Below are 24991 nucleotides of genomic sequence, written 5' to 3'. Positions count from 1 at the left end.
CCTCTCTGGAAAGGGATACTTCTCAATTTCATCTCATCCCAAATCGGCATTGATAGCCCCCCTTGCCAAATCCAGTATTTGTCTCCTCAGCTCCCCCGCTCCCCAACTCCCCAACAACCATGCAACTTTTCTAATCCCGCCACAACACAATCCCACCCAACAAACCATTGACATTGGGCACAATTTTCACATTGGGAGGTAGCTCGATGGTGATTTTCTTGGCTTCACCGCCGCCGATGTAGAGGTAATCGTAATTAAACAGATGATCCAGACATGCGATCGCCTTTTCTAAGCGAGTATTCCATTTTTTCTGACCCACTGCATCCAACGCTGCACGTCCCAACTGCTGCTCATAGGTTTCCCCTTTGCGGAACGGATGATGTCCCATTTCCAAATTGGGCACCAGTTTCCCATCTACAAATAGGGCAGAACCAAACCCCGTACCTAGGGTGATCACCATTTCCACTCCTTTACCGACAATAGCCGCCATTCCTTGCACATCGGCATCATTCGCCACCCGCACGGGCTTTCCCAAACGCTCAGAAAGAGCTGTGGCAAGATCGAAGCCCATCCAATCGGGGTCTAAGTTTACCGCTGTTCTTGTGATACCGCAACTTACAACCCCTGGAAATCCCACTGACACTCGATCAAATTCACCTTGTCCTGCCGCTAACTGAGCGATCGCATCAATTACAGCATCGGGTTTGGGGGGTTGGGGCGTTTCCACACGGCTGCGTTCCGTCAGGGGATTACCCGCTTCATCTAATACCATCACCTTGACACCACTGCCGCCAATGTCCACGCCGAGAGTGCGGCTCGATCCGTCTGCTTGAGTCATGAGTATTTTTACCAAAATTAATGGGTTTAAAGCTGCTCACTGAAGCTCCGCGTCCTTCTAGGACAGTTTTTCTTGGTTTATAGCAATATGTAGCCATAAACATGGTAGGATATGCTCATGATTGTACTTGAGTTTAAGTTAAAAGGTAAGCCGCAGCAGTATCGGGTCATTGACAACATGATCCGCACCGCTCAGTTCATCCGAAACAAGGCGCTCAAGTACTGGATGGAAAATCAAGGCGTTAAGCTGTCTGACCTCTACAAACAATGTGCTGTACTAGCCAAAGAGTTTGAATGGGCAGGAAAACTTAACTCAATGGCGCGTCAAGCTTCGGCAGAACGTGCCCTGATTGCTATCCAACATTTCTTTGCTAATTGCAAAGCTAAAAAACCAGGAAAGAAAGGATACCCACAGTTCAAGAAGTTTTCTCGAACTGTCGAGTACAAAACTTCAGGCTGGAAGCTTTCTTCTGATAAAAGACATCTAGCTTTTACAGATGGCTTTGCTGCTGGCTCTTTTAAATTAGTTGGCTCTCGCGATTTACACTTCTATGCGCCGGATGAGATTAAGCGGGTACGGGTAATTCGTAGAGCCGATGGCTACTACGCTCAGTTCTGCATCAATGTGGAACGAGTAGAGGAAGCCCTTCCTACGGGTAAAGCTATTGGTATAGATCTTGGTTTAGACCACTTCTTGACCGATAGCACTGGAACCACCGTTCCCAATCCCCGCCATCTCCGAAAAAGTGAGAAAGGATTGCGCATAGCGCAACGGCGAGTTTCTAGCAAGAAAAAGGGGTCAGCCAACCGCAGGAAAGCCATTAATCGGCTGGCAAGAAAACACCTCAAGGTCAGTAGGCAGCGTAAAGACTTTGCCATTAAGACGGCATTGTGCGTAGTGAAATCTAGCGATTTTATTGCCTATGAAGACCTTCAGGTGAGGAACATGGTGAAGAACCCGCATCTTGCCAAAAGCATCAGTGATGCCGCTTGGTCGCAGTTTTCTCAATGGTTGCAGTATCTAGGGAAAGTGTATGGAAAAATAGTGGTTGCTGTTACTCCTCAATACACTTCCCAGAACTGTTCAGCTTGCGGCAATACAGTCAAAAAGTCGCTTTCAGTGAGGACTCATGCTTGCCGTTGTGGCACGGTGCTAGACCGCGACCACAACGCAGCATTGAACATCCTAGCCAAAGCTTTAAGGCAGGCAGGAATTGATTTAAGTACGGCGGGGCACGCCGGAATCAACGCTTGGGGACAGACCGATCTCTACTCATTGGTGGTGACATCAATAAGCAAATCGACTGGTTGAGCCAAGAATCCTCGCGCCTAAGAGGCAGAGGAGTGTCACTGCTGCTGCATGATTTTTGGCTTAGCCCGTTCTGCACGCGCTTCAGCACTATCCATCACATCAGCCATTTTCTCCAACATTTCTCCAGCATAATTTTCTAACACCCTAGTAGACAAAGAAATACGGCCTTTCCCTTCATCGAGGTCAATAATCATCGCTTTAATGATCTGACCGATTTGGAATACGGCTGGGAGAGATTCAATAAAGGTTTGGCTCACTTGCTTAATGTGCAGCAAACCTGTGATGCCTTCAAAATCGACAAACAAACCGAAAGGCTTAATGGAAGTAATTTTGCCTTCCACCAATTGCCCCAATTCTAGCTGACTAAAACCAGCAGAACGAGTGGCTTGGCGCTGGGAAACGACCAACTTGTTGCGTTCGCGATCGGCTTCTAAGATGGTAGCGGTGAGGGTTTGACCAATCAATGAATCTAAGTCCTCTCGCTCACTCAAGTGCGATCGCGGAATAAACCCCCGCAACCCGCGCATATCGACCGTAACGCCACCCTTATTCACCCCGGTAACGCGCACTTGGAATGATTTCCCGTCTTCCTGTACCTCTGCCAACTCATCCCAAAGCCGCTTCACTTCTAGCTGACGCCGCGAAAGCGTCACCTGACCATCGGCGTCCTGTTCTCCAATAATGAGAAAATCGAGTTCTTCGTGTAAAGGCAGCACTTCTGACCAATCCCCTGAGGATTTCACAGAAACCTCGTTGATGGGAACATAGGCCAAAGACTTGCCGCCGATGTCAACATACGCACCATCCGTTTCGTAGTTGTACACCTTGCCACGCACTACCTGTCCCTTTTTAAACCCGTAGTCGTGTTGTTCCAAGGCTTTGGCAAAATCGTCCATGGAGAAAGACACTTTGCTAGCTTTAGAACGTGCTGGTTCTGATTTCATGTCAATTAATCGCTTAAAAAAAGTAGTGAATTACGGTCGAGAGTGAGTCGATGAGGGGTGCAGCTTCAAGCCGATGCCAAGGCCAGTTCCTGCTTAAAAAACTGCTTCACTTGCCCCCAAGCATCAGCGGCTGCTGCCTCATTGTAGCTAGCGCGTTGGTCACAGAAGAATCCGTGATCGGCTTCCTGGTAACGAAAGATACGGTGTATCACTTGGTGCTTGTTCAGTGCCTGTTCGATCTGAGCAACCTGTTCCAAGGGAATGCTGGCGTCTTTCATGCCAAAGAAGAGGTAGATTGTGCCTCCTCTGATATTTTTGGTTTGAGTGATGGTTGGCTCACCGCCACCCGGAGTCATTGTGGTAATGCCTGCGCCATAGAACGACGCGGTGGCTTGAATGTCTGGTAGGGTCGCCGCTAGATAGGCAACATGCCCTCCAAAACAAAAGCCGATACAGCCAATAGAGTTGGGTTTGGCTGGTGTCTGGCTGATCAGGTAATTGATGGTTGCTTGAATATCGCTTTTGAGTTCTTCTGCTGTGGTTTGCTCCTTATATTTTCTGCCAATTTGAATGTCTTTGTCTGTGTAACCCGTTTCAAAACCGGGAGCTTGGCGTTGATAGAGTGCAGGTGCGATCGCGACATAGCCTTCTTGGGCTATCCGTCGAGTGACCTCTCGGATATGATCGTTCACTCCAAAAATTTCTTGTAGCACCACAACGCCTGGGAAATTCCCCGTGTCGGCTGGCATTGCCAGGTAAGCTTCAATTTCTAGAGAGCCATTCGCAATCTTAACGGAATCTGTTTTTATTTCTCTATTCGCCATGATTTAGTTGAACGCGTGGAAAGGAGCGCTGTGAAATCCAGAGCAGCTAATCTCGAAGGCTTATCGGCTTTCTAACCGATGCAAAAACTTCTGTTTAATTTTAACTCTAAGTTACCCAATGCTTGAACGAAATTACAATAGAACTTTATCTTTTGATCTTTATTTTTTTAGATATTCTCATAACATCTATGTTTCTTGGAAAAAGATTTAGTCCTGCAATAATCGACCGAGTCTAAGGTTTTTAATCAAAAAATCAGAGCAAAAAATAGATGAAGCACAAAACTGATAAAGTCGATTCTTTTTCAGACTGTCCTAAATTAAGATAGAATCGATATCCCTTAATTTTAAATCAAGTCATTTGAGAAAAATCTAGAGGCTCGTCTGTGGCCGATGAATCTCCGCTGGAGGGAATGCGGCATTAAGCTCTAAAAGACTACTATTAATATAGTCACACACTTATTTTTAACTTTTGTCTATGAGACCGACGCTGCGATCAAGTGTTTATCGTGCCGAAGTAGGAGTTTTTCTAGGTATCCAGGGCTGAGTAAGGATAGATTGGATAGAGTCTAGACCTGGACAAAATTTTAGTGTTAAGGGTGCCGATGGCAAAACTTGCCTCGGTTAACCAAGGGCTTTGGAGACATTGTGATGGTTCAATATCATATTCAGCCAGATAGTGAGATTCCTGCCTCAAAGCAGCTATTTGATCAAATACAATTTGCGATCGCCTCTCGGCAATATCCCCCCGGTCATCGTTTGCCCAGTACCAGGCAATTAGCCATGATTACCGGTTTGCACCGCAACACCATTAGTAAGGTGTATCGGCAGTTAGAAGACACAGGACTGGTAGAATCTCAAGCGGGATCAGGGATTTATGTTAAGGCACAAGGTCATGAAGGGGGTGCCCAGCGACAGTCTCCCATCCTCAATCAGTATCCTAATGCCTCCAAAATTGTGCAGCAGAGTCTTGATGAACTGCTGGCACAGGGTTGCTCTCTCAGTGAAGCCAGAGAACTGTTTCTCACAGAAATCGATTGGCGATTGCGCTGTAGTGCGCGAGTATTGGTCACCGTTGAGTCACGAGACTTGGGTGCTGGGGAGTTGATGGTACAGGAATTGGAAAAATCGCTGGGAATTCCTGTGCAGTTAGTTCCCATGGAGGAACTCGCCCTAGCGTTGGATCAAACCAACTCTGGTACAGTTGTGACCAGTCGGTATTTTATCCGACAAGCCGAAGAGATCGCCGCTCCCAAATCTGTTCGTGTTATTCCCGTAGATATCTACGATTATGGAAAGGAAATCAAGCTGATTCAAAGCCTCCCCAAAGATAGCTGTTTGGGAGTAGTGAGTATCAGTGACGGCATCCTACGGGTTGTAGAAGTGATTATCCACAGTCTGCGTGGGGAAGATTTGCTCCTAATGACAGCTCAGTTTAACGAAACCTATAAACTGAATGCCTTAGTTCGTAGTGCCCAAACGATTCTGAGCGACCAAGCCAGCTATCAAATCGTCAAAGCCGCCATCTTAGCGGCTAGAGAAGACATTATCCGTCCCCCAGAACTCATTTGCAGTGACAATTATATTGGCAGCAAGTCGATTAACTTGCTCAAACGCGAATTGGGTTTGGGTTAAGTGACACAAAAGTTAAGGTTTTGCGAGTCGCTTTTGGCGCTGGGCAACCCGTTTTGTGATATGACGAACTTAACTGTGGAATGAGGAGAAAAAATGACCATTAACATGCATCCCAGCATGGGTTTAAAGGATAGCATTGAGCAGCGTCGCGCGGCGCGAGCATTTCGCAGCGATCCCATTCCGGACGCCGCTTTAGCAGAAATTCTGCGGCTGGGTGTCCGAGCACCGTCTGGTTATAACCTCCAGCCTTGGCGCTTTGTGGTAGTACGGGAGGCAGAAAATAAAGAGAGACTCAAAGCTTGTGCCTTCAATCAGCGACAAGTTGGTGAAGCGCCTGTGGTTTTAATTTGTTGTGGCGACAGGCGTGTCGCTGAACCTGACTACATAGAATCTGTGATTAAGCTGGGTTCTGAGGCGGGGGCGGTGAATGAGGGTTATGCAGAGTACATGCGCCAATCCATTCCCCAGTTATTTGAGAATCGTCCCTGTTTTGAACATGTGGAAGCTTGGACGAATCGCCACACGATGTTAGCCGTCGCTCACTTAATGATTGTGGCGAAGAGTTATGGTGTAGATAGTTGCCCCATGGAAGGGTTTGTCAGTACTCAGGTGAAAGAAGCGTTCCAAATTCCAGAGGAGGTCGATGTTTGCTGTCTCTTAGCATTAGGCTATGTGGCTGAACCGTTTAAGTCCTATGGTGGACGCTTTGGGATTGATCAGGTTTTCTTCGGTGAAAGTTACGAACAACCCTTGACCCTATAAAGTAGCCCTGTTGGCTGTTACGGACTAATGCCTGCGGAGGATATTTCCTAGAAGGACGATAAAGCTAAATGCAGCATTCCCTCGCCTCTAACTCTGGGCATCAGACGCAGCAGCGCAACCCACTGGATAAGCGGATTGATACGTACTAGAACGCTTACCAAACCAACTGTAACGATTATCGCGAACTTGCTCATAAACGCGATCGCCCATCCATTTCATCCCAGGCAGAGCTCGGTAAGCCGAAACAAACACATTGCCGGCTGGTAACAAATTCCCAATCTCCTCCGCCGCATCACTGCCTTGCCAGCGACGTTCTGGTGAGGCAGTATCAATTAAAATCATCCCCATTTCACAATCTTGGGGCGTCACGCCCAAATTCTTCAGCGCTTCTTCCTCCTGCATCGAGATGTAATCGAATAGCTGTCCTTTATCCAGGTTTTCGAGTACCTGTACCAGGGTGACGCAAAGATTACAGTTGCCGTCGTAAATAACGTGGTATCTCATATTCTCGTGATTGCTTGCGCCAAAAACGGCAGTATCTCTTCATTTTTAACCTAATTATGAAAAATGAGGCACAGCCTTTGTAGGGACATAGGTGGTGCGTTCTAATTTTTCAACATCTGTTCCAATGACTCATCCTGAGCCACTGAAGCAGGCTGTTTTTGTCCAGATTGCTTTCTACCTGTATTGTTGAGCGAAACCCTTGGAATTTCCCGGATAGGCTCCCAAGTTTGCGTAAAACACAAAGAATCACCTGATTCTTAAGTAAGAGAGTCTAAGCAAAGCACTGAGTTTCCAGTTTTTATCCAAGAGGTAGAGGTCAATGAAAACCCAATGGCAGAAATTATTTGTTAAAACGACCGTTTGGTTAGCCGCTGAGATTATCCTCAATTTGATTGGACTTGATAACCTAGCTGACTATAGCGAATTTATCTACGGACAAGAAGTCATGGTATTGAGCCAACACCCTCAGGCAAAAACTCTAATTCTTGTTTAATATTATGAGTTATTAAAAATACGTTATTCCAAAGATTAACATAGTTGATAAACGGTTAAGAAAAAAGAGGCTTACTTGTGTATGCCCCTTTTTTTTGACTATTTATTACTCACTGGAGTTGAGTTTGGAGGGTCAAAGCGATTGACCCAGGTAGCCCATAAAATCATCGGTGAACCTACAACCAAACAAATTAGCCACTGGTTTAAGGTTAAGGGAGCTGTATAGAAAATGTTATTGATGAGTGGCACATGAGCAAAAATGATTTGCAAAATGATGGCTCCAATAATTCCAAAGCCGATGGCAGGAATATCAGCATTCTCTTCGATAGTGCTGTCCATCTTAGCAATGAGATTGGGTATAAACTGGCTGATACTCAACATATAAAATTTGGGCAAGCGGGTGGTGTTAATTTTGGTTGATAAACGGTGAGTGCGAGAAAATGACTTGCAAGATGATTGCCGCAATAACCCCAGGAGCAAGAGTTTGCTGTTAAGACCAAGTTTTTTGTTGGTGTTCAGGGTGAAGTAAAGGTGACATTACTGGTAAGGCAGTAGGCGAGAGGTTGATAGTGGGGCGATCGCATTCTGTGGCGTTCATGGTACATCGATCGCCCCCAGCAACCTCACGGCGTAGGCTAAGATTCACCCACTACAATGGGTTGCTCACTCAAAGGTTCTCCTTTGGTTGGGGGTTCCACTGGCTCACCAAAGGCGATCCGCAGAAACGGCGGTGCCAGAAATGTGGTTAGAATCACCATGATAATAATGGATACCTCCAACGGCTTATCCAGAACCCCACTCGCAGAACCGATTCCGGCAAACACTAACCCGACTTCACCCCGTGGAATCATGCCAACCCCGATCGCAAGTCGATTAATTCCGGGCTGACCAAACACCGCCCAACCCGTCACCACCTTGCCGAGAATGGCAACCACCATCAAAAATCCGGCAATCAAAAGTCCGGCACGATTCTCAGGCACCGTCGGATTCAACACACCCAGATCAGCCCGTGCTCCTACAGTCACAAAGAAAATGGGCACCAGTAGATCGGCGATCGGCTTCACCAGTTCATCCAACTCATTGCGGGCATCGGTTTCATCCAGAACCAAGCCAGCAGCAAAAGCACCCAAAATCGCTTCTAGATGAATTGCGTTGCCCAGAAATGCCATGAAGAAGGCAAAGATAAATGCTGGCATGACAACGTTGCCACGGGTTTTGAGTTTCTCCACAACTGCAACAAAGGTTTTGTTGAAGATGCCACCCAACAGAATCGAACCGAGCAGAAACGCTGTTGCACTCACAATCAGGTAGATGACATTGGTAACATCAATCTCACCCGTTTTGGCTAAACTGGCGACAACAGCCAGGACAATGATTCCCAGTACATCATCAATAACCGCAGCACCAACAATGATTTGACCTTCTTTGGATTTAAGCTGTCCTAATTCAGACAACACTTTGGACGTAATCCCGATACTGGTTGCCGTCAAGGCAGCCCCCGCAAAAATTGCTGGAATTGCGGGAACATGGAATAACATCATTAAGCCAACGGTGCCCGCGGCAAACGGAACTGCCACCCCCACACAGGCGACGATCACAGCTTGAGTACCCACTTCTTTCAGTTGTCTGAGATCCGATTCCAGACCAATTTCAAACAGCAGAATAATCACGCCCAATTCAGCCAGCACTGAAATGACTTCACTCTGAGACTCGTATACACTCGTGAGGGCTGCGGGAGACAGATGATTAATCCATTGCAGCACGGTCATAACCGCTGAGTCTGAGGCGGAAAGTCCACTTTCGGGAAAGATGATCAGGTGTAAAGCAGATACCCCGACAATTACCCCTGCCACCAGTTCACCCAGGACGGGTGGCAAATCAAATCGTTTAGCTAGTTCCGCGCCGAGTTTACTGGCGAGATAAATCACTACTAAACTCAGCAGAACTCCAGCCAGGACAATCGGTGAATTTTCCGCCTCGACAGTTGCCAACAAGGGCATGGGAGCAACCAGAGATGCCATCCCAGAACTTAAAGCTGTAATTGTATGGTTCAAAAACATGGTTAGGTTGTGGTGGTAAAAACGATTTAAACCTGATTTGATATTAGAGACAACCGATTGCTTACGGCACGCTACGCGATCGCCAGCTAGTTTTCTGACGCATTAGGTTGCCTCGATGCATCGAACCTGCAATGAGGCGGCTAGGGTGGGCAATGCCCACCCTACTTGTCGAGGTGCTGCATAAGCCCTGATTTCACAAAGGCAAGGAAAGGATTTTGGGTCAACCCACTTCAAAGGCGATCGCTAAAGCTGCCACTCTTGAAGCGCGTAAGGGTTTCGCTTCTACAATGCCGATACCCCGATCACTCCTCAAATCATTGAGTAAATCGCTGATGACCTCAAGAGGTTTTTCACTAAAGGAGCATCACAACTAGGGAGAATATGCCATCGCCAATATCGCGATCGCGTTGTCTAAAACTCTACCAAGCATCCGTCAACCACTATCTAAATCGATAGGTTATTAATTTTTTGGATAAAGTGATCGTCTAGCCTAGGAAAAGTTGAGGCAGTTTAGGTAATTAAAAAAACAGTAATGTATAACCGTGATGAAGGGCTGAAGAGACTGCATGAAATAAAAAATAGTTTAATTGAGGTGGGTGAGTATGATTATCAGGCAATCGCCACAGTTTCTGTAAAATTTGACCTATTTGGACGAGATTTGCTAGAAAATCACGATCTTGCTGTATTCCACGATGCACAACGCCTAGCAAGGTTGAAGGTTGTCGAACCACCCATAAGATATGAACTCGACATCAGATGCAAAGCTATTGCAGGACAAGAAAATCCGGATAATACGGATCACATTGGAGCAGCCATAGCTAAGGGATACAGTCAAGCTCGAATTGTACTTGCTGGATTAGCAGCTTCAGCGCGTTGTCTCATTCTTCGCCGTCATCTAACTTTTTTACATGGTGGCGTTGATGTAGCTATTTTGGGTAAACCAAACTTAAGCAAAGTAGAATTTGGACATGAGTTTCCTAATGTTGAATCTCAGGGTAGCATCGATGCAGGAAACCTCTGTGCTGCAATTACAGCACTAGCTATGTTCAATTCGTCTTGGTCAGAGGCATTTCTCCACAACTATGAGAGTGGTCAAATGTTCCTCTTAAGCCCAATGGAGTTTAACCCTTTGCACCCCAACGGTTTCTCCCATTTTTTATCCGAAGCGTATCTCTCGTTCTTCCGTTGTCTTGAGTATATAGTCATGGTTAAAGTTCTTAGAGAACGCGGTCAATTCAAAGGCTTTCACCTTCGTAGAGCATTTGATCGCCTTGATTGTAAGACTATCGATGGCAACACGCCTCCATTCGATATTTTGAAAGTGCATGGAGATGAACTGATTAGAAAACGTGGACAATATGCAGCTCACCTTCTAACTGGTGCTAAACCAGGAGAACTCAATCATCAGGATGTGTATAAGTTGAAAGAACTCGTGGATTTCCTGTTTTGTACAGCACTTGCTTGTTCCAGCAAACTCCATTGATCTCAACCTAACAAGTTGCTGCACTGCAATGTTCGTGCCCAACATAGAACCTTAATTATTTTATTAAGGATTGCAGTAAAAGCATTCGGCTAGATCAGCTTTATCTAATCCATCGGGAAATATGACTTCTTAACTATCGAAGCGGTTCACCTACATAGTTAACAGAATCAACAGAGCTAGCTTTCCATCTCTCACAACAATCCCCGATAATGAATAAAAACCAAAACAGCCGCCCAAGAACCCAATGCGACTTTTACTGCAACCAAGATGTTGAGCAGGGGGATAACCCCGCCGCTGAAAAGTGCGCCCAACTCTCCGTGCGGTAATTCAAATCCGGCTAGAGTGATAACCGACAGGACAATGAAAATAAGAACCGAAACCTTCTCCCATGTAGCGGCGTTCCAGCGCTTGTAGATTTCCTGCATCCACTCCGTTGATGAGGTAATCGCAATAAGACCGATCGCCGTTCCACCTGCCACTCCAGCCGCAAAGCCACCGCCGGGACTTAGATGCCCCCGAATCGCCAGTTCGATACCCACCAACGCAGCAATGGTCGCTCCCAGACGCGCCATAATAATGGATGGTTGATCGGTGAACTGATAGATCGCGCAGAATGGTCGTTCGTTCGCCAGCAGATAATGGGCACCCATTACCGCGATCGTAAATACCACCACTTCAAAGATCGTGTCATACAGCCGATTCCTGAGAATGACAGCCGTAACTGCATTAGGTACTCCACTCTCTTGTACAAGCGTTTGGACGATCGAGAACGATAACTCCGGTGTCGGATTGGGCATGACGAGGAATTTGACGAATAGCGCTATCCCCGCTGCAATGTAAACCCATTTCATTTATGTTCCTCCCCTGAGTCTGGTGCATTTACATAGGTTAGGCTTGTCGCTGGTGACGAAAGTTCGGTTCGCATGATGTCATAGAGGCGTCGAACCCTAGTTATGGTGTGATAGGGTTCCTGTTCGTCCTGACTCGCTACAAGGTCTTGATTATCGTACTCTCGTCTGGCACAGGTCGCATGGATTTCTTTCTCCATCAGCGCCCGGTGCAAAGCCTGTGTATTCGTGTACGGGACTACCTCAAGACGCATATAGTGTTTGCCGAAAATTGTTCGTAACTCATCCATCAGTTGCCCTAAAGGGGACTTGTCATCTGTCTCGATCGCTCCGTCTTCGAGTACACCCAGACGCATCACCAGCGATGAACGCACTGCGATCGCATAGAGAGTAATCGCAAGCAGAGTCCCCATCAAGGCTTGCGTCAAAGCAACATCCGCCGCCCCCAAAACCGCAAATACCAATGTCGCCACCGCTCCCGATATTCCCTGAATTACCAGGGCATGGTAAGGATTGGTCTGAAGTAACAGCATTAGCGAGGACAACGGCAGCAGGGCGGTTATGACATAGATATAGCTATCATTCATGATTGATTCCCTCCACTACTGGCACCGTATGCCAACACATACCCCAGCACTGTATTCCAGATTGCTAAGGTGATAATGCCAAGGATGAGCAACGGCCATTCGCTAGGTACTTTCGGAAGCAGCAGTCCGACCATGATGAGCATGCTCCCTAGCGTATCTGCAACCGAAAGAGTATGCAGCTTGTATAATACCGAGCGATCGCCGATTAAGGGAAAGGTTCCCCAAAACCAGAAGAAAATTCCTATACCGATGCAGGCGTAACTAAGTGCGGTGATCATACTTCATTCAGGCGTTTAAGAATTTGTGCCAACAACATTAATCCGGCATTACCCACACTCAGGATGATGACTCCTACAACACCGAGCATCCAATCATCCCGTAAGACCGATACCACCAGGAGTATGATGGATGCCTTGGTGGCGACACTGGCAAATGCCAACATTTTTTGCCAAATATCATCATCCTGCCAAGCCTCGTACATGGGTATGAGCATAGCTAGAATCATTGCAACCAGTGCCCAGTTCAGTGCCAAGTTCATGCTTTTCTCCTCCGTCGCACCCAGTGGACTTCGTACCAGCCATTTTCGTGGTACTTCAAGACAATGCTTGTGGGCGTAAAGGTGATCAGAAATATATCCAGGAAGATGAGTCCCGGTGTCCGTTGTGGTTTGACTCGTTCCATCGTCACCTCTTCGTAATTATGGGGACGGAGGATCATTTCAAAGGCTTCCTTATATGCCTGCGGAATCGCCACGAGCGTTTCCCACAGCGCCCGCAGCCAGTCCTTCAATCGTCCTGGGGCTTTGGGGCGTCCCGGTAAAAGGAGTGCGATGCTGATACCAATGATGATATTTGCCGGACTCAGATTAGCAGTTAGCAAAAACCAGATGGCCAGTCGCAATATCAGATTCAAATACCCAATCATGGCAACACCATCCAAAAGAGCAGGATTAACATGAGACTCATCCCACCGATCAGATGCTCAAATTGCTCCATAACACGGGGCAGCTTGAGTACGGATCGTTTGAAAATCAACAGATACGCCAACCAACCAATGCCTATGGTTGCCAGTGGTTTCACGATATTCTCAAGGCTATACGCCTCGTAATAGACAACGTTTGCCGCAAACAAGCCACCGAGTAGCAGGCTCACTGCTGGCCAGAAACCAGGCTTTACTACATCCTCGCCGTCCGGTTTATGCGGCAAGAATATGAATTTGGCAAACGAGATTGCTGTTCCTAAAGCCGCAACGTTCATGGCGATCGCTTGCCAGGGCAGTAAATTTTTCGTCGTCAACACCTTCGCCCCAAAGCCGGACAACAAGGGAAAGCCTGAGATCGAGAAGCTGGCGATGACCAGAGCAATCCAGACGGTTGTATTGATCGGCTTGTGTTGCAGTTCCTTGAAGTTTCGGCTCGGTAAAGCACCCGCAATCAGGAAGAGTGCCGATTTGACCAAGCCGTGAGTCAGTGCATAAAAGCCACCTACGACTGGGGCAGCGAGGATAAAGCCTAACTGCGAAACCGTATGAAACGCCAGCATCCGCTTGGCATCCTTTTCAAAGACAGCATAGAACACGCCTAGCAGGGCTGTCCCAACTCCGAAAATCCGGATGAGTGGATCGAGTTCATCCACCATTAGCGCACAACGCACTAGCGGATAGACTCCAGCTTTGACCACAACTCCCGACAGCAATGCCGATACTGGTGTCTCCGATTCAGAGTGGGTCAACGGTAGCCACAATCCCGATACAAAGATTCCCCCCTTAACCAAGAGTCCCAGAAATACAAGGGCAAGCGCCTCCGGTGGTGCCCCGCGCAAAGCTGCAAAACTAAACGAATGATTGGTCTGATAGGCTAGCACCGCACCCACCAGATAAAACAGCATTGCCGTGTTGCTGATAAACAGATAGCGCAAGCCAACCCAAATCGAGCGATCGGTGCGGGTATAGGTAATCAAGAGAAATGCGGCAATCCCGCTCACCTCTAACGCCACGTATAAACTGATAAAGTCGGCACAGGCGAACGCGGCATTGAGGCTGCCATGCAAAATGATGGCTTGTGCATAAAAGAAAGTCGTCTTATCGCTTTGCCAACAGTAGAGGATGACTGCGGCTGTTACCAGCGCATTGGTCAAGATAAAGTAGCCGCTTAACTGATCGACTATTAATGTGACGCTGAAATGATCTAGTAACTCTAGTTTCAGGGGCGACTGTTCGACAAATAGCTGCAACGCATATGCAGCCGAAGCAAAAGCTGTAAACAGTGCAAGGGTTTTGTCAAGTTTGGGGAACAGATAGATGGTGAACCCCAAGAAAAACGGTAGTGCGATCCATGCAAGGGTAATGGTATTCATGGGGTATTGCTCTTCTCGATCTCGTTGGTTTCCAGGGTGGGATTATCCCGTGCCAACTTCATGACACCGACCAGCATTAAGCACTGAATCGAAAAGCCAATCACAATCCCTGTCAAGATGACCGCTTGAGGAACCGGATCGGCGTAAGCCCCATTTGCCGCGTCTGAAATAATGGGCGTGAATAAACCATCTCGCGATGCAATCAGCACGTAATAGGCAATAACCCCCGTACTCATGACATCCATAGAGATGATCTTCATAACCAGGTTCTTTTTAAGGATGATGCCGAGAAATCCGCAGAATATTGTTGCGAAGACGAATGCTTCTAACACGGGAATTGCCTGTGTGGTAAAGGTCGGTTGTAATTATTTTTGAAAAAATAAACTCTTCCTGATAGGCAGTTTGATTTCTCCGGGGCGCTGGGGATGAGCAATTTTTTCAATCGTTAAACCCTTTCCCCGATAGCTATCCAGGATTTTTGCAACTTCTTGAACTTTCCAGTAATGCCATTTTTGCCCTTGTTGGCTGAACGAGTCCTTGATAGCTGTGACTGACATGCCGCTACCCCCTGGTTAGTACGTATTAATAATGCTGTAAATCTATTAATTGCACTATAAAATAGAGCCATCTTGGAAGCAAGGAAAGTCGGTAATTTTAGAATTTGAAATTCCAATGGTTTCCCAAGACAAATTTAGTCAATTGAAAATGTCTACGATCAGCTCGAAGGACATTTTGCTACAGGGTAAACCTATCGAAAAAATTTGACAAAAAGACAAAACTGTGTATTAAAAATAGAACAGAAAAAACCTTTCCGCAGAGGCAGTAACTCCTCAATTGGCAATTAGCAAAGCCAGTTGACCGGAAAAGGACGAGGATCTCGTGTATAAGGGAACCGTCCTGTTACCTTCCTGGACTTCAAACTAAACCATGACTCAAGATATCCATCGGTTCTACAAAGCCTGTAACCCTAGTCAGACATTGAGTGATAGTGATAATCATCAACCCTATCAGCTCGATTACTCACCTGTGCGGGGTCTGAGAGTCATGGGAGCGATGAAAGAAACAATTCAACGCACCGTGTTGGAGAAGGCAACTTGCCAGTTGTTTACGGGATACATCGGTACTGGCAAAACGGTAGAGTTACTTCAGCTCAAGACAGAGCTAGAGCAGGAGTCATTTCATGTCGTTTATTTCGATGCCAAGGACGATGTGGATTTGGCCGATTTAGATATTGACATTCTGATGATTGCGATCGCCCAGCGCATCATTCAAAGCTTGGAAGCCTCAAAGATCAATATCTCAGAACAATTCTGTACTCATCTGCTCAGTGCCCTCTCAGAGTTACCCGAAATTTCCCCCGTCTCCTTAGGACTCGATCAGTTAATCTCTGCCCTGAAAAGCAATGTCAAGCTTCGCAACTACCTACGGCATATTTTGGCAAGCTGTAACTATAACCTTGTGGCAACAATTAACGAGAAATTGTTGCCACCTGCAAACGAACAGCTTCAAAGTCAGGGCAAAAAAGGCTTAGTCGTGATTGTGGATGGCTTAGACCGCTTAGACAGTCCCCGCAACGTCTGGGGATGCCACCACTACGAAAACCTATTTATTGAGCAAGCAGCTCAGCTACGCGAACTTAACTGCCACATGATCTATACATTTCCCCTGGGATTAGTTTTCTCGGAGGAATATGTTGTTCTCCAGCAGCGCTTTGGTGTGACCCCGATCCTACTACCCATGATTCCCGTGCAGCACCGGGATGGTCGTAACTGTGAACAGGGGATGGAACTCATGCGGCAGATGGTCATGGTTCGAGCTTTTCCCAAACTTCAGCCAGAAGAACGCCTCAAGCGGATTACAGACATTTTTGATACTCCAGAAACCTTAGACCGACTGTGCCGCATTAGTGGCGGAAATGTGGGGACGTTGCTAGAGATGCTCAACAGAGGTTTTGAAGAAGGAGAACTACCCTTATCGCGCACTTCTGTGGAAGCCGTAATTCGAGAAAGTCGCGATAGCTTGGTTGTTGCCGTCGATGACCACGAGTGGGAGTTGCTCGTGCGCGTAGCGAAAGACCGTCGTTTGACGCAAGAAGCAGCAGATGAAGTCTTACAGCGATCGCGCTTTGTTTTGGAATATGAGGACGAGCAAGGACGCTGGTATGATGTTAATCCGCTTTTGTTAGAGGCAGAACAATTCCAGGCGATCGCCCAGAAAAACTCCTGAAAATCAGGGACCGGAGCTCATACGAGGATGGGGGAAGGCAAATAAAGAAATTTCTGGCCTTCTCAGTCAGCGATAGGATTACTTAGTGCCACACAGTAACCCAAACCGAATCAACCCACTTCGGTAGCCTCGGCTCATCAATCCTAAGGACAATGCGGCTTGTATCGTACTCCAACCGCTTTGGATCAAGCCGACAATCGCTTTAGGGTCCAGTGCTGAATTCATCACGATATCCCAAAAGGGTGCAACTGCATCCGACCAATCAGCCGTGCGAATGTTTTGCAGGGGGAGACTACGGGAGATCGCTTCATACTCCGGCAGCGAAATGACATAAGGTAAGCAGTAAACTCGGTATATTTCCTCTAAATGCTGCTTTTCATCTGCCGTTAACTCTCCCGTTGCGGGTGTGATGGGGCGATGACACCAGGTTGCCATCAGGAAGGTTCCGCCTGGTTTAAGTACCCGGTAGCACTCCTGGAGAAATTTTTCTTTATCCGGCATGTGTTCGCCACTTTCCATCGACCAAACCAAATCAAACGAGTGATCGGCGAAAGGCATATCTAGGGCATCGGCAACTTGGAACTGTACCTCTGTCCCTAACCCCGCTTCCTGTGCTCGTGCGGTTGCTCTTTTTGCTTGCACTGGACTTAAAGTAATCCCTGTAGCCTGAGCATTGAACTTTTGTGCTAGGTAAAGAGAACTGCCGCCAATGCCACAACCGACATCGAGAATTTGTGGGCAACGTCCTGGGGTTGTCCTTAAGTCACTTACCTGTGCCCAGTTGAGCATTTCCTCAATCAGGTCAATTTGTGCCTGACGCCGTTCTTTTTTCTCTTTGCCAGTAGGGCCGTAGTAGCCGTGGTGCATGTGTTCGCCCCATACTTGTTCCCACAAACCGGAAGAGGCGTCATAAAATTGTTGAATTTGGCTTTTGAGAGTAGAAGTCATGGATTGCTGCGCTGATGGGTAGACCGGAATTAGCCTAGCAGACAAACTCCTGCTCCATCAAAAGTACAGGGCAGATGTCTCTTCTTGTCCTGGTATTTTAAAGTTCTTTTTTTAGAGGTAAGCTGCAACAATGATTTTTTAGTCAAACTCTCCATGACCATTTCGCGCACCATCTGCCTCGGATTTCTTGCGGTGATTACCGTAGGCACCTTTTTCCTGATGCTACCGATTTCTACCAGCGCTGGGACATGGAACGATCCGCTAGTTGCGCTGTTCACAACGACCTCTGCTGTCTGTGTCACGGGTCATATTGTTGTCGATACCGGCACCCATTTTTCTTTCTGGGGTCAGCTCTTTATCCTCATACTGGTTCAGTTGGGGGGGCTGGGCTACATGACCACAACCACCTTTCTCATCCTCCTCGTGGGTTATCGGTTTCAATTGAGGCATAAAAGGGGAATTCAAGAAGAACTGTCTCGACCGGGTCTCCAAGATAGCGCCCAACTCATCCGTTCTATCATTGCCACTGTCCTTATTTTTGAAATTACGGGTATTTTTCTGCTCTTACCCGTATTTGCGCCAAAGTATGGATTAGATTATGGGCTTTGGTTGTCAGTTTTCCATAGTGTTAGTGCTTGGAATAATGCTGGTTTTAGCCTATTTAAGGATAATTTAATTGGCTATCAATCCTCCATCACTGTTAACTTCGTTATTACGTCACTCATTATCTTTGGCGGTATTGGCTATCAGGTGATTATTGAAACATATTTAGGGATACGCGATCGATTGGGGAAAAGAACTAAACGCATTAACTTTTCCTTGAATTTCAAGGTTGTTACCAGTACGACCTTGGTTATTTTAATAATTGGGACAATTGGCATTTTCTTGACCGAATTCCATAATCCAGGCACCTTGGGTAATCTAAGTTTTAAAGACCAATTACTGGCGGCGTGGTTTCAAGCTGTCACACCCAGAACAGCAGGCTTTAATTCTGTTGATTACAGCAAGATGACGACAGCCGCTTTATTTCTCACAGTTGGACTGATGTTTATTGGAGGCAGTCCCGGTGGGACAGCGGGTGGAATTAAAACCACAACATTACGAGTTTTGACGAGTTGCACGAAGGCGATTTTACAAGGAAAAGAGGAAGTCCAGCTCTATGAACGGCAGATAGCCATCAATCTCGTTTTAAAAGCGGTTGGTGTCTTACTAGGTTCAGCGACAACTGTGATCATCTCAACCGCATTAATTACCCTCACCGATCCAAACGTAGATTTTATCCGTATCTTGTTGGAAGTTGTATCAGCGTTTTGCACAGTAGGTCTTTCCACAGGTATTACTGCCGGTCTCTCAGTCGGCGCAAAGCTGGTTTTGATTGCTACCATGTACATCGGACGGGTGGGGGTTTTACTGCTGATGACGGCACTTTTGGGAGACCCTCGTCCCAGTCGAGTGCACCTCCCCGAAGAGAATTTACTTGTGGGATAATCTGTAAGCAACTGGATGATTGGAGGTTGAAAGATAGAAGGTTAATTTGTTGGGGCTTGAGATTCCTGGCAACTTTCTGGTTCGCCCCTTAATCAATTAACACTCAGAAGATGAACTTGGGGAGATTGGACTCAATTGCAGCGTTCATGAAAATTGGTATCAGAAGATTAAAACGTTCCATCCCTCTCCCCCATTCCTTGCTAGTCTGGAATTTATGATTATTGCCAACTTCAGTTGCTTGATGTGGGCACCTCGACTCAGCTACACCTTGATAAAAAAGGAAAACGTGTGAATTTGTCATCTTTCAGGTTCTTTCGCAATCTACGCCGAGACAATAAACAATTTGCCGTGATTGGATTAGGGCGTTTTGGTCGGGCTGTTTGTGGCTCTCTGCACCAATTAGGCTATGAAGTACTAGGAACAGATGTTGATGAAAAACGTGTGGCTCAAGTCTTGAGTGACCAAATTGTGGCTCATGCAGTGCAGTTGGACTCTACCGAACCGCTGGCGCTGAAAGAAGCAGGGATTTTTGAATTTGATACGGTAATTATTGCAATTGGTAACTATTTGCAAGAAAGTATTGTTACGACGCTGAATGTCAAAGAAGCTGGTGTTCCTTATGTGGTTGCCAAAGCCTCTTCAGAAGTTCACGGTAAACTGTTGCAGCGGGTGGGAGCCGATCATGTGGTTTTCCCAGAAAATGAGGCAGGTTGTGCCTTGGCAAGATTGTTGACGAAACCGTCCATCCTAGAACGCTTCGATCTCGATCCCAATAATAGTATTGTGGAAGTGTTGGTGCCGGAAGAATTTCATGGCAAAACGGTCACGGAACTAGAACTCCGTAACCGCTATGGCGTGAATTTATTGGCGATTGGACAGAACGATCAATTTGAAATTAACCCCGACCCCAACAAGCGCCTGCATAAGGGTTTAGCGATGGTGATCATTGGCTCGAACGCAGACATTGACCGCTTACCGATTTAACCGCTCCTGATTAAACGGAATAAGGCGAGGTGAACTAGGCTGTTGTGGAGCCACCCTAGGGGGTGGTGTTAAAGGAGTCAGGCGAGGTGAATTAGGCTGTTGTGGAGCCACCCTAGGAGGTGGTGTAAAAGGAGTCAAGCGAGGTGAACTAGGCTGTTGTGGAGCCATCGTCGGCGGCTGTGTCAAAGGTCTTGGGGGAACCATCGTTGGGCCTTGGACTGGCTGAATCAGCCCTGGGATGCTGGGTTGTGCCGCTAGCTTCTGCATGTACTGGTCAATTTCGTCTACCTTCTGCAAATTGCCTTGGTAGGAGTATAGGCTCTTGGCTTGGAGCAAAAACGACATGGCTTCGTCTCGCCGTTGAGACTGTTCTAGCGTGACACCCAAGTTAAAAAAGGCATCGGGCATGTTGGGGTTGAGGAGAATCGCCTGTTGGTATTGCACCAGCGCTTCTGGATATTGCTTGAGCTGCTGTAGCCCGACTCCCAAGTTATAACGTGCCATAGCGTCGTTGGGTTCGAGGCGCACGGCGGTCTGGAGAGCCGTAACAGCTTGATCGTACTGACGCGTTTTGAGCCGCGCTGCCCCTAGGCGTCGATAGACATCGACATTATTGGGTTCGAGACCTGTGACCCAGGCAAAGCGATCGCCAGCCCCCTCAAAATCCCCCCGCTCTGCCAACACCATACCCAATTGGTACTGAGCCTGAGCGAATTTGGGGTCTAACTTGGTGACTGTCCTCAACGACTCTTCAGCTTCCTTCCACCGGCCTTGTCGAGCTTGCAGTATCCCCAATTGATAGTGCCCTTCAATTAAGTCAGGATTGAGCGCCACCGCTTGTTGGAATGCGGTAATGGCGGGTTCTATTTGATTTTGCCTGACATAAAGCAACCCCATATTATATGGCGCACCTACATTGTTGGGGTTGAGTGCGATCGCTTGATTATACTCGGTGAGCGCCTCTTGGGTTCGACCTTGAGACTCTAACGCCAAAGCCATGTTATAGCGAGCTTCGGGGAGATTCGGTTTGATCGAAAGCGCTTTTTGATACTGGCTAATGGCTTCGCCCACGTTCCCTTGTCGATACATGGTCAAGCCTAGGTTGTAGTAAGCCTCTGCCATATTTGGGTCAAGAGCAAGGGCACGGCGGTATTGATCCGTCGCCAGATCCGTTTTACCTTGCTGGAACAGAGAATTTCCCAACAAATAATGCGCCATGGGAATAAAAGGGTCGAATTGCAGCGCTCTCCGCAACGCCTGTTCTGCCCCTTCAAAGTCGCTGCGATTATACAGCGTTAATCCCACTTGAAAGGAAGAAGCGGCCTCAAGATTTTCACTGTACAAACCTTCGATCCGCTGAGCGAAGGCAGGACTGGCACTTGTCAACCCGAAACTGATCAGGGTGGCGGCAAGCAACGGGATCTGTTTGTAGTATTTGAACATAGGTAGAAAACCGTCCCCGGTGGCTACTAGCTTTGAGTATCAGTGTTTACCCAGATTTTAATCGCTTCAATACAAAGCCAGTATGGCTAAGAAAGGTATTAGCATATCATTTTCCGTTCTCTGGCGTCTGGCAAAATTAGCATGGCATCCCCAAAGGAATAGAAGCGATAATCATGAGCGATCGCCTCTTGGTACAACGCCAACAAGCGCTGACGCCCAATCAAGGCACTCACTAACATCAACAAACTAGAGCGGGGTAAGTGGAAATTGGTAATCAACCCATCCACCACGCGCCACTGATATCCCGGATAAATGAACAACTCCGTCTTACCCGCAAAAGGCTGCAATTCCCCACCCACTGCCGCTCCTTCTAGTGCTCTCACCACCGTTGTTCCGACAGCAATCACCCGTCCCCCCGATGCTTTCGTCGCCCGAATCAGTTCTACGGTGGACTGGGGGACTTCTAACCACTCACTATGCATGGCGTGGTGGGTAATATCCTCCACTTCCACAGGGCGAAACGTGCCGATACCGACGTGTAGGGTTACCGATGCCTGTCGGATACCCTGTTGCCGACATTGTTCGAGTAACTCTGGCGTAAAGTGTAGCCCAGCCGTGGGAGCTGCGATCGCACCCGGAATTTGTGCATAAACAGTTTGATACTGTTCCGGTAACGCTTGGGTATCCGTGATATAGGGGGGGAGTGGTACCTGTCCATATTGCACCAGCAGCGCTGCCAAGGATTCCTCAGGGGGAAGATCAAACTGCAACAGACGCCCACTGGTCGCCTCATCTCTGGCTAGAACTGTCGCACTCAGAGGAGGGACTGGGGGAGTACCCCCATTGGGTAATGGGGGAGTGGTGGGGGATGGTGTTCCCTGTAGCTGCGGTTCAAACAAAATCTTAGCCCCAGGTTTGAGACGCCTGCCCGGTTTGACAAGTGCTAACCAACAGTTATCCGGTCGCTCTTCCAAGAGCAATACCTCCACGGGTGCTCCTGTCGATTTATAGCCATAGAGTCGAGCCGGTATGACGCGGGTATTATTTAGCACTAACAGATCACCGGAGCGTAACAGCTTGGGTAAATCGCGGAAAATGCCATGAGTGTGGTGAGTGGGCGAATCTACAACTAACAGGCGCGAACCATCTCTTTGGGGGAGAGGAGTTTGGGCAATCCTCTCCTGAGGCAGTACATAGTCATAGCTAGAAAGCGATTCGTCTAACTGGCAACTCTGGCTCAGCCGCAAGTCAGTGACGGTGTCGCGCTTGAGAAAAGCCGCCCTCTCACTAGAGACATCAGAGGGTTGAGACTGAGCATCATCCATAGGTTTAGTGTTTTGAACAATTCTGTCAACCGTTATTTTACTGAGAGGAGATTCCTCAACTAGACACAAAAATGGGTAAAGTCCCCTATCCCACATCGGGGGCATTGCCCCTACCCGTCTGATCTAGCTCTTGCCACAATTAAAGGTATAGACCTCCTTGGAGTTTTCAGCCAAGAACCACTATGGATTACCTCTACTTTTTGGCTAACGCCAGCCTGACACTACGAGTGGTTGAGTATCTGAACTCGATGCACCAGCTACCCATTCAATCTATGACGGTGATTCATCAGATTGACGGCTGGGTGATCAAGGTTAAGATGAACGGCCCCCTCACTCCGCACCAGCATGGAGATTTTCGCTCATTCATGAACGAATTAGGGATTCCCTACGACCCTGAAATTCGTCTACAAATGGCTCTTTGGAGCTTGGAGACAGGACAGTCGCCCATCGATGTGATGCGTCGCTATCAAGTTGCTGTTGTTTCTCATGGTAATCCTGACCGGAGCGATATTGAAGCCTTTCGTCAGCAATTCACGATGGGGTTAGGATACTGCCCAGAAACATTAGCCTAATTTGAGGGTTGAGTTTCGTGCATTCGATACAATGGCTCTCTCACAACATTTCCATAAAACGTAGATGAACTCTTTGATTCAGAATCAATGTCATCTGCGGAGTTTGTTCTTTTAGTCGAGACCCTCAAAAGCTGATGGAATATAGTCTTGCAAGATTAGCCGATATCCTGCTGTGAAAAGGGGTTGACCTAGCTGAATGGATGGAACTTGTCTGCCGTTTCCTTTGTCAATCGCTACGGGCCAGGAAGAGGGATCGGCAGAATGCGGTGAAACAGACGTTTGGCTAACGCGACGTGAACCTTGGGAAATCCTCTGGTAGCTGACGAGGGCAACATCAAAGCGACAGGGAAGATGTGCCAAATCCGGATGTTCTGCCAGAAACAGTTGGGCTGTCCGCCAAAGTTTAGCTTGCTTTTGTTGTGTAATCGCCAAGCGTCCATCCGCATCCCAGTTTCCTGATGAACGAGTTTTGACCTCGACAAATGCCAATGAGGAGGCGGGGTTAGTGACGTGGGACTTCGTTGGGCGAAGATGAAGCTTGGGGTGGGTTTTAAGGTTGGGTAAGGAATGCTTCTGTCCCAAGTCTCCCCCAGTTTCCCACTCGGCGTGTTGGGCAATTAAATCGATTTCTCCCCAGCGGCAACGCCAACGGTGATGTAAAATTAGCCAATTTTGCGTCTGTAGCCACTGCGCCACGAGCTGTTCTCCTAATTTCCCGACATTAGGAGTTGAGCTTGGAGGGGTTGAGGTGGGGTCAGTCCACAAGCTCACGGATGTCCCTTGCTGGTAAGATGAATGTGGTCGTTCATAGAAATTGTTCGCCAACCCTTAAAGTTTTTCAGTGGCTCAAACCCGTATGATTCGTCGGCAAAGTCTGCCTATCCCAGCTATTGTTTTAAGTCTAGTGGTGTTCTTGCTTGCTGGTGCGTGGATGTTCGGAGTGAGCGCGACGCCTGTTCTAGCCTTAGATTACAACAAAGAAATTTTAATTGGTGAAGATTTCTCAGACCGTGACCTGACGGATTCCAGCTTTACTAAAGCCAATCTCCGCAGCAGTAACTTTAGTAATTCCAATCTAGAGGGCGTGAGTTTCTTTAGCGCTAATCTGGAATCTGCCAACTTTGAAGGTGCGAATCTCCGCAATGCTACCTTAGACACAGCTCGTTTAACTAGGGCGAGTTTAAAGAATGCGGTGCTTGAGGGAGCATTTGCTTTTAATACTAAGTTTGATGGGGCAATGATTGAAGGGGCTGATTTTACAGATGTTTTGTTCCGCCAGGATGTGCAAAAACAACTGTGTAACGTTGCCAGTGGCACTAACCCCACAACCGGACGCAACACCCGCGATACCTTGTTCTGCGATTAG

The 24991-nt window shown here is 47.5% G+C and carries 29 protein-coding genes; 10 read left to right on the top strand and 19 right to left on the bottom strand.

Going from position 1 to position 24991, the window contains the following annotated elements; translation table 11 throughout:
• Positions 1 to 130: 130 nt before the first annotated feature.
• Positions 131 to 838 carry an ROK family protein gene (locus NDI48_05360; protein MEP0830635.1) on the bottom strand — a complete coding sequence of 236 codons (708 nt, stop codon included), beginning with the start codon at positions 836 to 838 and terminating at the stop codon, positions 131 to 133.
• A 117-nt stretch (positions 839 to 955) separates the two neighbouring features.
• On the opposite strand from NDI48_05360, the gene NDI48_05355 reads away from it, so the two are divergent.
• Entirely contained in the window at positions 956 to 2149 is a 1194-nt protein-coding gene (locus NDI48_05355) for a transposase (protein ID MEP0830634.1), read from the top strand.
• 35 nt (positions 2150 to 2184) lie between these two features.
• Here NDI48_05355 and NDI48_05350 read toward each other — a convergent pair whose 3' ends face one another.
• The gene (locus tag NDI48_05350; GenBank protein ID MEP0830633.1) at positions 2185 to 3093 is read right to left on the bottom strand and encodes a S1 RNA-binding domain-containing protein; all 909 of its coding nucleotides are present in this window, start codon (positions 3091 to 3093) and stop codon (positions 2185 to 2187) included.
• A 65-nt stretch (positions 3094 to 3158) separates the two neighbouring features.
• Entirely contained in the window at positions 3159 to 3917 is a 759-nt protein-coding gene (locus tag NDI48_05345) for a dienelactone hydrolase family protein (GenBank protein ID MEP0830632.1), read from the bottom strand.
• Positions 3918 to 4565: 648 nt separating this feature from the next.
• On the opposite strand from NDI48_05345, the gene NDI48_05340 reads away from it, so the two are divergent.
• Entirely contained in the window at positions 4566 to 5549 is a 984-nt protein-coding gene (locus NDI48_05340; protein MEP0830631.1) for a GntR family transcriptional regulator, read from the top strand.
• Positions 5550 to 5642: 93 nt separating this feature from the next.
• On the top strand, positions 5643 to 6311 hold the full coding sequence (locus NDI48_05335) for a nitroreductase family protein (GenBank protein MEP0830630.1): 669 nt from the start codon (positions 5643 to 5645) through the stop codon (positions 6309 to 6311).
• Positions 6312 to 6398: 87 nt separating this feature from the next.
• On the opposite strand, the gene NDI48_05330 is transcribed toward NDI48_05335, so the two are convergent.
• Positions 6399 to 6815 carry a DCC1-like thiol-disulfide oxidoreductase family protein gene (locus tag NDI48_05330; GenBank protein ID MEP0830629.1) on the bottom strand — a complete coding sequence of 139 codons (417 nt, stop codon included), beginning with the start codon at positions 6813 to 6815 and terminating at the stop codon, positions 6399 to 6401.
• 319 nt (positions 6816 to 7134) lie between these two features.
• On the opposite strand from NDI48_05330, the gene NDI48_05325 reads away from it, so the two are divergent.
• The gene (locus NDI48_05325) at positions 7135 to 7308 is read left to right on the top strand and encodes a hypothetical protein (GenBank protein MEP0830628.1); all 174 of its coding nucleotides are present in this window, start codon (positions 7135 to 7137) and stop codon (positions 7306 to 7308) included.
• Between the two features lie 98 nt (positions 7309 to 7406).
• Here NDI48_05325 and NDI48_05320 read toward each other — a convergent pair whose 3' ends face one another.
• From NDI48_05320 to NDI48_05310, 3 genes are all read right to left on the bottom strand, one after another.
• Positions 7407 to 7646 (bottom strand): cation-translocating P-type ATPase C-terminal domain-containing protein, encoded by a 240-nt coding sequence (locus NDI48_05320; protein MEP0830627.1) that lies wholly within the window; start codon positions 7644 to 7646, stop codon positions 7407 to 7409.
• Positions 7647 to 7797: 151 nt separating this feature from the next.
• A complete protein-coding gene (locus NDI48_05315) occupies positions 7798 to 7953 on the bottom strand; it encodes a hypothetical protein (protein MEP0830626.1) in 156 nt (51 codons plus the stop codon).
• Positions 7943 to 9367 (bottom strand): cation:proton antiporter, encoded by a 1425-nt coding sequence (locus NDI48_05310; protein MEP0830625.1) that lies wholly within the window; start codon positions 9365 to 9367, stop codon positions 7943 to 7945. Before NDI48_05310 ends, NDI48_05315 begins: the two co-directional genes overlap by 11 nt.
• A gap of 532 nt (positions 9368 to 9899) precedes the next feature.
• Here NDI48_05310 and NDI48_05305 point away from each other — a divergent pair.
• A complete protein-coding gene (locus tag NDI48_05305) occupies positions 9900 to 10850 on the top strand; it encodes a hypothetical protein (protein ID MEP0830624.1) in 951 nt (316 codons plus the stop codon).
• A gap of 191 nt (positions 10851 to 11041) precedes the next feature.
• Here NDI48_05305 and NDI48_05300 read toward each other — a convergent pair whose 3' ends face one another.
• Genes NDI48_05300 through NDI48_05265 form a run of 8 tightly spaced genes read right to left on the bottom strand, consistent with a single transcriptional unit; the run spans position 11042 to position 15196 of the window.
• Positions 11042 to 11701 (bottom strand): Na(+)/H(+) antiporter subunit B, encoded by a 660-nt coding sequence (locus NDI48_05300; GenBank protein ID MEP0830623.1) that lies wholly within the window; start codon positions 11699 to 11701, stop codon positions 11042 to 11044.
• Positions 11698 to 12285, bottom strand: a complete 588-nt coding sequence (locus NDI48_05295) for a DUF4040 domain-containing protein (protein ID MEP0830622.1) — start codon at positions 12283 to 12285, stop codon at positions 11698 to 11700. The genes NDI48_05300 and NDI48_05295 overlap by 4 nt, the downstream gene beginning before the upstream one ends.
• Entirely contained in the window at positions 12282 to 12563 is a 282-nt protein-coding gene (locus NDI48_05290; GenBank protein MEP0830621.1) for a monovalent cation/H(+) antiporter subunit G, read from the bottom strand. Before NDI48_05290 ends, NDI48_05295 begins: the two co-directional genes overlap by 4 nt.
• Positions 12560 to 12823 (bottom strand): hypothetical protein, encoded by a 264-nt coding sequence (locus NDI48_05285; protein ID MEP0830620.1) that lies wholly within the window; start codon positions 12821 to 12823, stop codon positions 12560 to 12562. Before NDI48_05285 ends, NDI48_05290 begins: the two co-directional genes overlap by 4 nt.
• Positions 12820 to 13209 (bottom strand): Na+/H+ antiporter subunit E, encoded by a 390-nt coding sequence (locus NDI48_05280; protein MEP0830619.1) that lies wholly within the window; start codon positions 13207 to 13209, stop codon positions 12820 to 12822. Before NDI48_05280 ends, NDI48_05285 begins: the two co-directional genes overlap by 4 nt.
• A complete protein-coding gene (locus NDI48_05275; GenBank protein MEP0830618.1) occupies positions 13206 to 14639 on the bottom strand; it encodes a cation:proton antiporter in 1434 nt (477 codons plus the stop codon). The genes NDI48_05280 and NDI48_05275 overlap by 4 nt, the downstream gene beginning before the upstream one ends.
• A complete protein-coding gene (locus NDI48_05270) occupies positions 14636 to 14971 on the bottom strand; it encodes a cation:proton antiporter subunit C (GenBank protein ID MEP0830617.1) in 336 nt (111 codons plus the stop codon). The genes NDI48_05275 and NDI48_05270 overlap by 4 nt, the downstream gene beginning before the upstream one ends.
• 33 nt (positions 14972 to 15004) lie before the next feature.
• Positions 15005 to 15196 (bottom strand): hypothetical protein, encoded by a 192-nt coding sequence (locus NDI48_05265; GenBank protein ID MEP0830616.1) that lies wholly within the window; start codon positions 15194 to 15196, stop codon positions 15005 to 15007.
• Between the two features lie 370 nt (positions 15197 to 15566).
• Between NDI48_05265 and NDI48_05260 the strand changes: the two genes are divergently transcribed.
• A complete protein-coding gene (locus NDI48_05260) occupies positions 15567 to 16865 on the top strand; it encodes an ATP-binding protein (protein ID MEP0830615.1) in 1299 nt (432 codons plus the stop codon).
• 78 nt (positions 16866 to 16943) lie between these two features.
• Here the strand turns inward: NDI48_05260 and NDI48_05255 are convergent, their stop codons facing one another.
• Positions 16944 to 17813, bottom strand: a complete 870-nt coding sequence (locus NDI48_05255) for a methyltransferase domain-containing protein (protein ID MEP0830614.1) — start codon at positions 17811 to 17813, stop codon at positions 16944 to 16946.
• A 153-nt stretch (positions 17814 to 17966) separates the two neighbouring features.
• Between NDI48_05255 and NDI48_05250 the strand changes: the two genes are divergently transcribed.
• Positions 17967 to 19301, top strand: coding sequence for a TrkH family potassium uptake protein (locus NDI48_05250; GenBank protein ID MEP0830613.1), 1335 nt, complete (start codon positions 17967 to 17969; stop codon positions 19299 to 19301).
• Positions 19302 to 19589: 288 nt separating this feature from the next.
• Positions 19590 to 20285: a TrkA family potassium uptake protein gene (locus NDI48_05245; protein ID MEP0830612.1), complete on the top strand. Its 696-nt coding sequence runs from the start codon at positions 19590 to 19592 to the stop codon at positions 20283 to 20285.
• Here NDI48_05245 and NDI48_05240 read toward each other — a convergent pair.
• Together NDI48_05240 and queA are read right to left on the bottom strand one after the other, a co-directional pair.
• Complete coding sequence (locus tag NDI48_05240) at positions 20274 to 21728, bottom strand: tetratricopeptide repeat protein (GenBank protein ID MEP0830611.1); 1455 nt, start codon at positions 21726 to 21728, stop codon at positions 20274 to 20276. The two genes, NDI48_05245 and NDI48_05240, sit on opposite strands and share 12 nt — an antisense overlap.
• A 98-nt stretch (positions 21729 to 21826) precedes the next feature.
• Entirely contained in the window at positions 21827 to 23158 is a 1332-nt protein-coding gene (gene queA, locus NDI48_05235; protein MEP0830610.1) for a tRNA preQ1(34) S-adenosylmethionine ribosyltransferase-isomerase QueA, read from the bottom strand.
• A gap of 77 nt (positions 23159 to 23235) precedes the next feature.
• On the opposite strand from queA, the gene NDI48_05230 reads away from it, so the two are divergent.
• On the top strand, positions 23236 to 23625 hold the full coding sequence (locus NDI48_05230; GenBank protein ID MEP0830609.1) for a hypothetical protein: 390 nt from the start codon (positions 23236 to 23238) through the stop codon (positions 23623 to 23625).
• A gap of 111 nt (positions 23626 to 23736) precedes the next feature.
• On the opposite strand, the gene NDI48_05225 is transcribed toward NDI48_05230, so the two are convergent.
• A complete protein-coding gene (locus tag NDI48_05225) occupies positions 23737 to 24396 on the bottom strand; it encodes a YraN family protein (protein ID MEP0830608.1) in 660 nt (219 codons plus the stop codon).
• Positions 24397 to 24556: 160 nt separating this feature from the next.
• Here NDI48_05225 and NDI48_05220 point away from each other — a divergent pair, with 160 nt between their 5' ends.
• On the top strand, positions 24557 to 24991 hold the full coding sequence (locus NDI48_05220; protein ID MEP0830607.1) for a pentapeptide repeat-containing protein: 435 nt from the start codon (positions 24557 to 24559) through the stop codon (positions 24989 to 24991).

Origin of the sequence: Microcoleus sp. AS-A8 (genome assembly GCA_039962225.1) — a bacterium.
Taxonomy (GTDB): Bacteria; Cyanobacteriota; Cyanobacteriia; order Cyanobacteriales; family Coleofasciculaceae; genus Allocoleopsis.
Note: the sequence above shows the minus strand (reverse complement) of the source record. Positions and strands in the feature narration are given on the sequence as shown.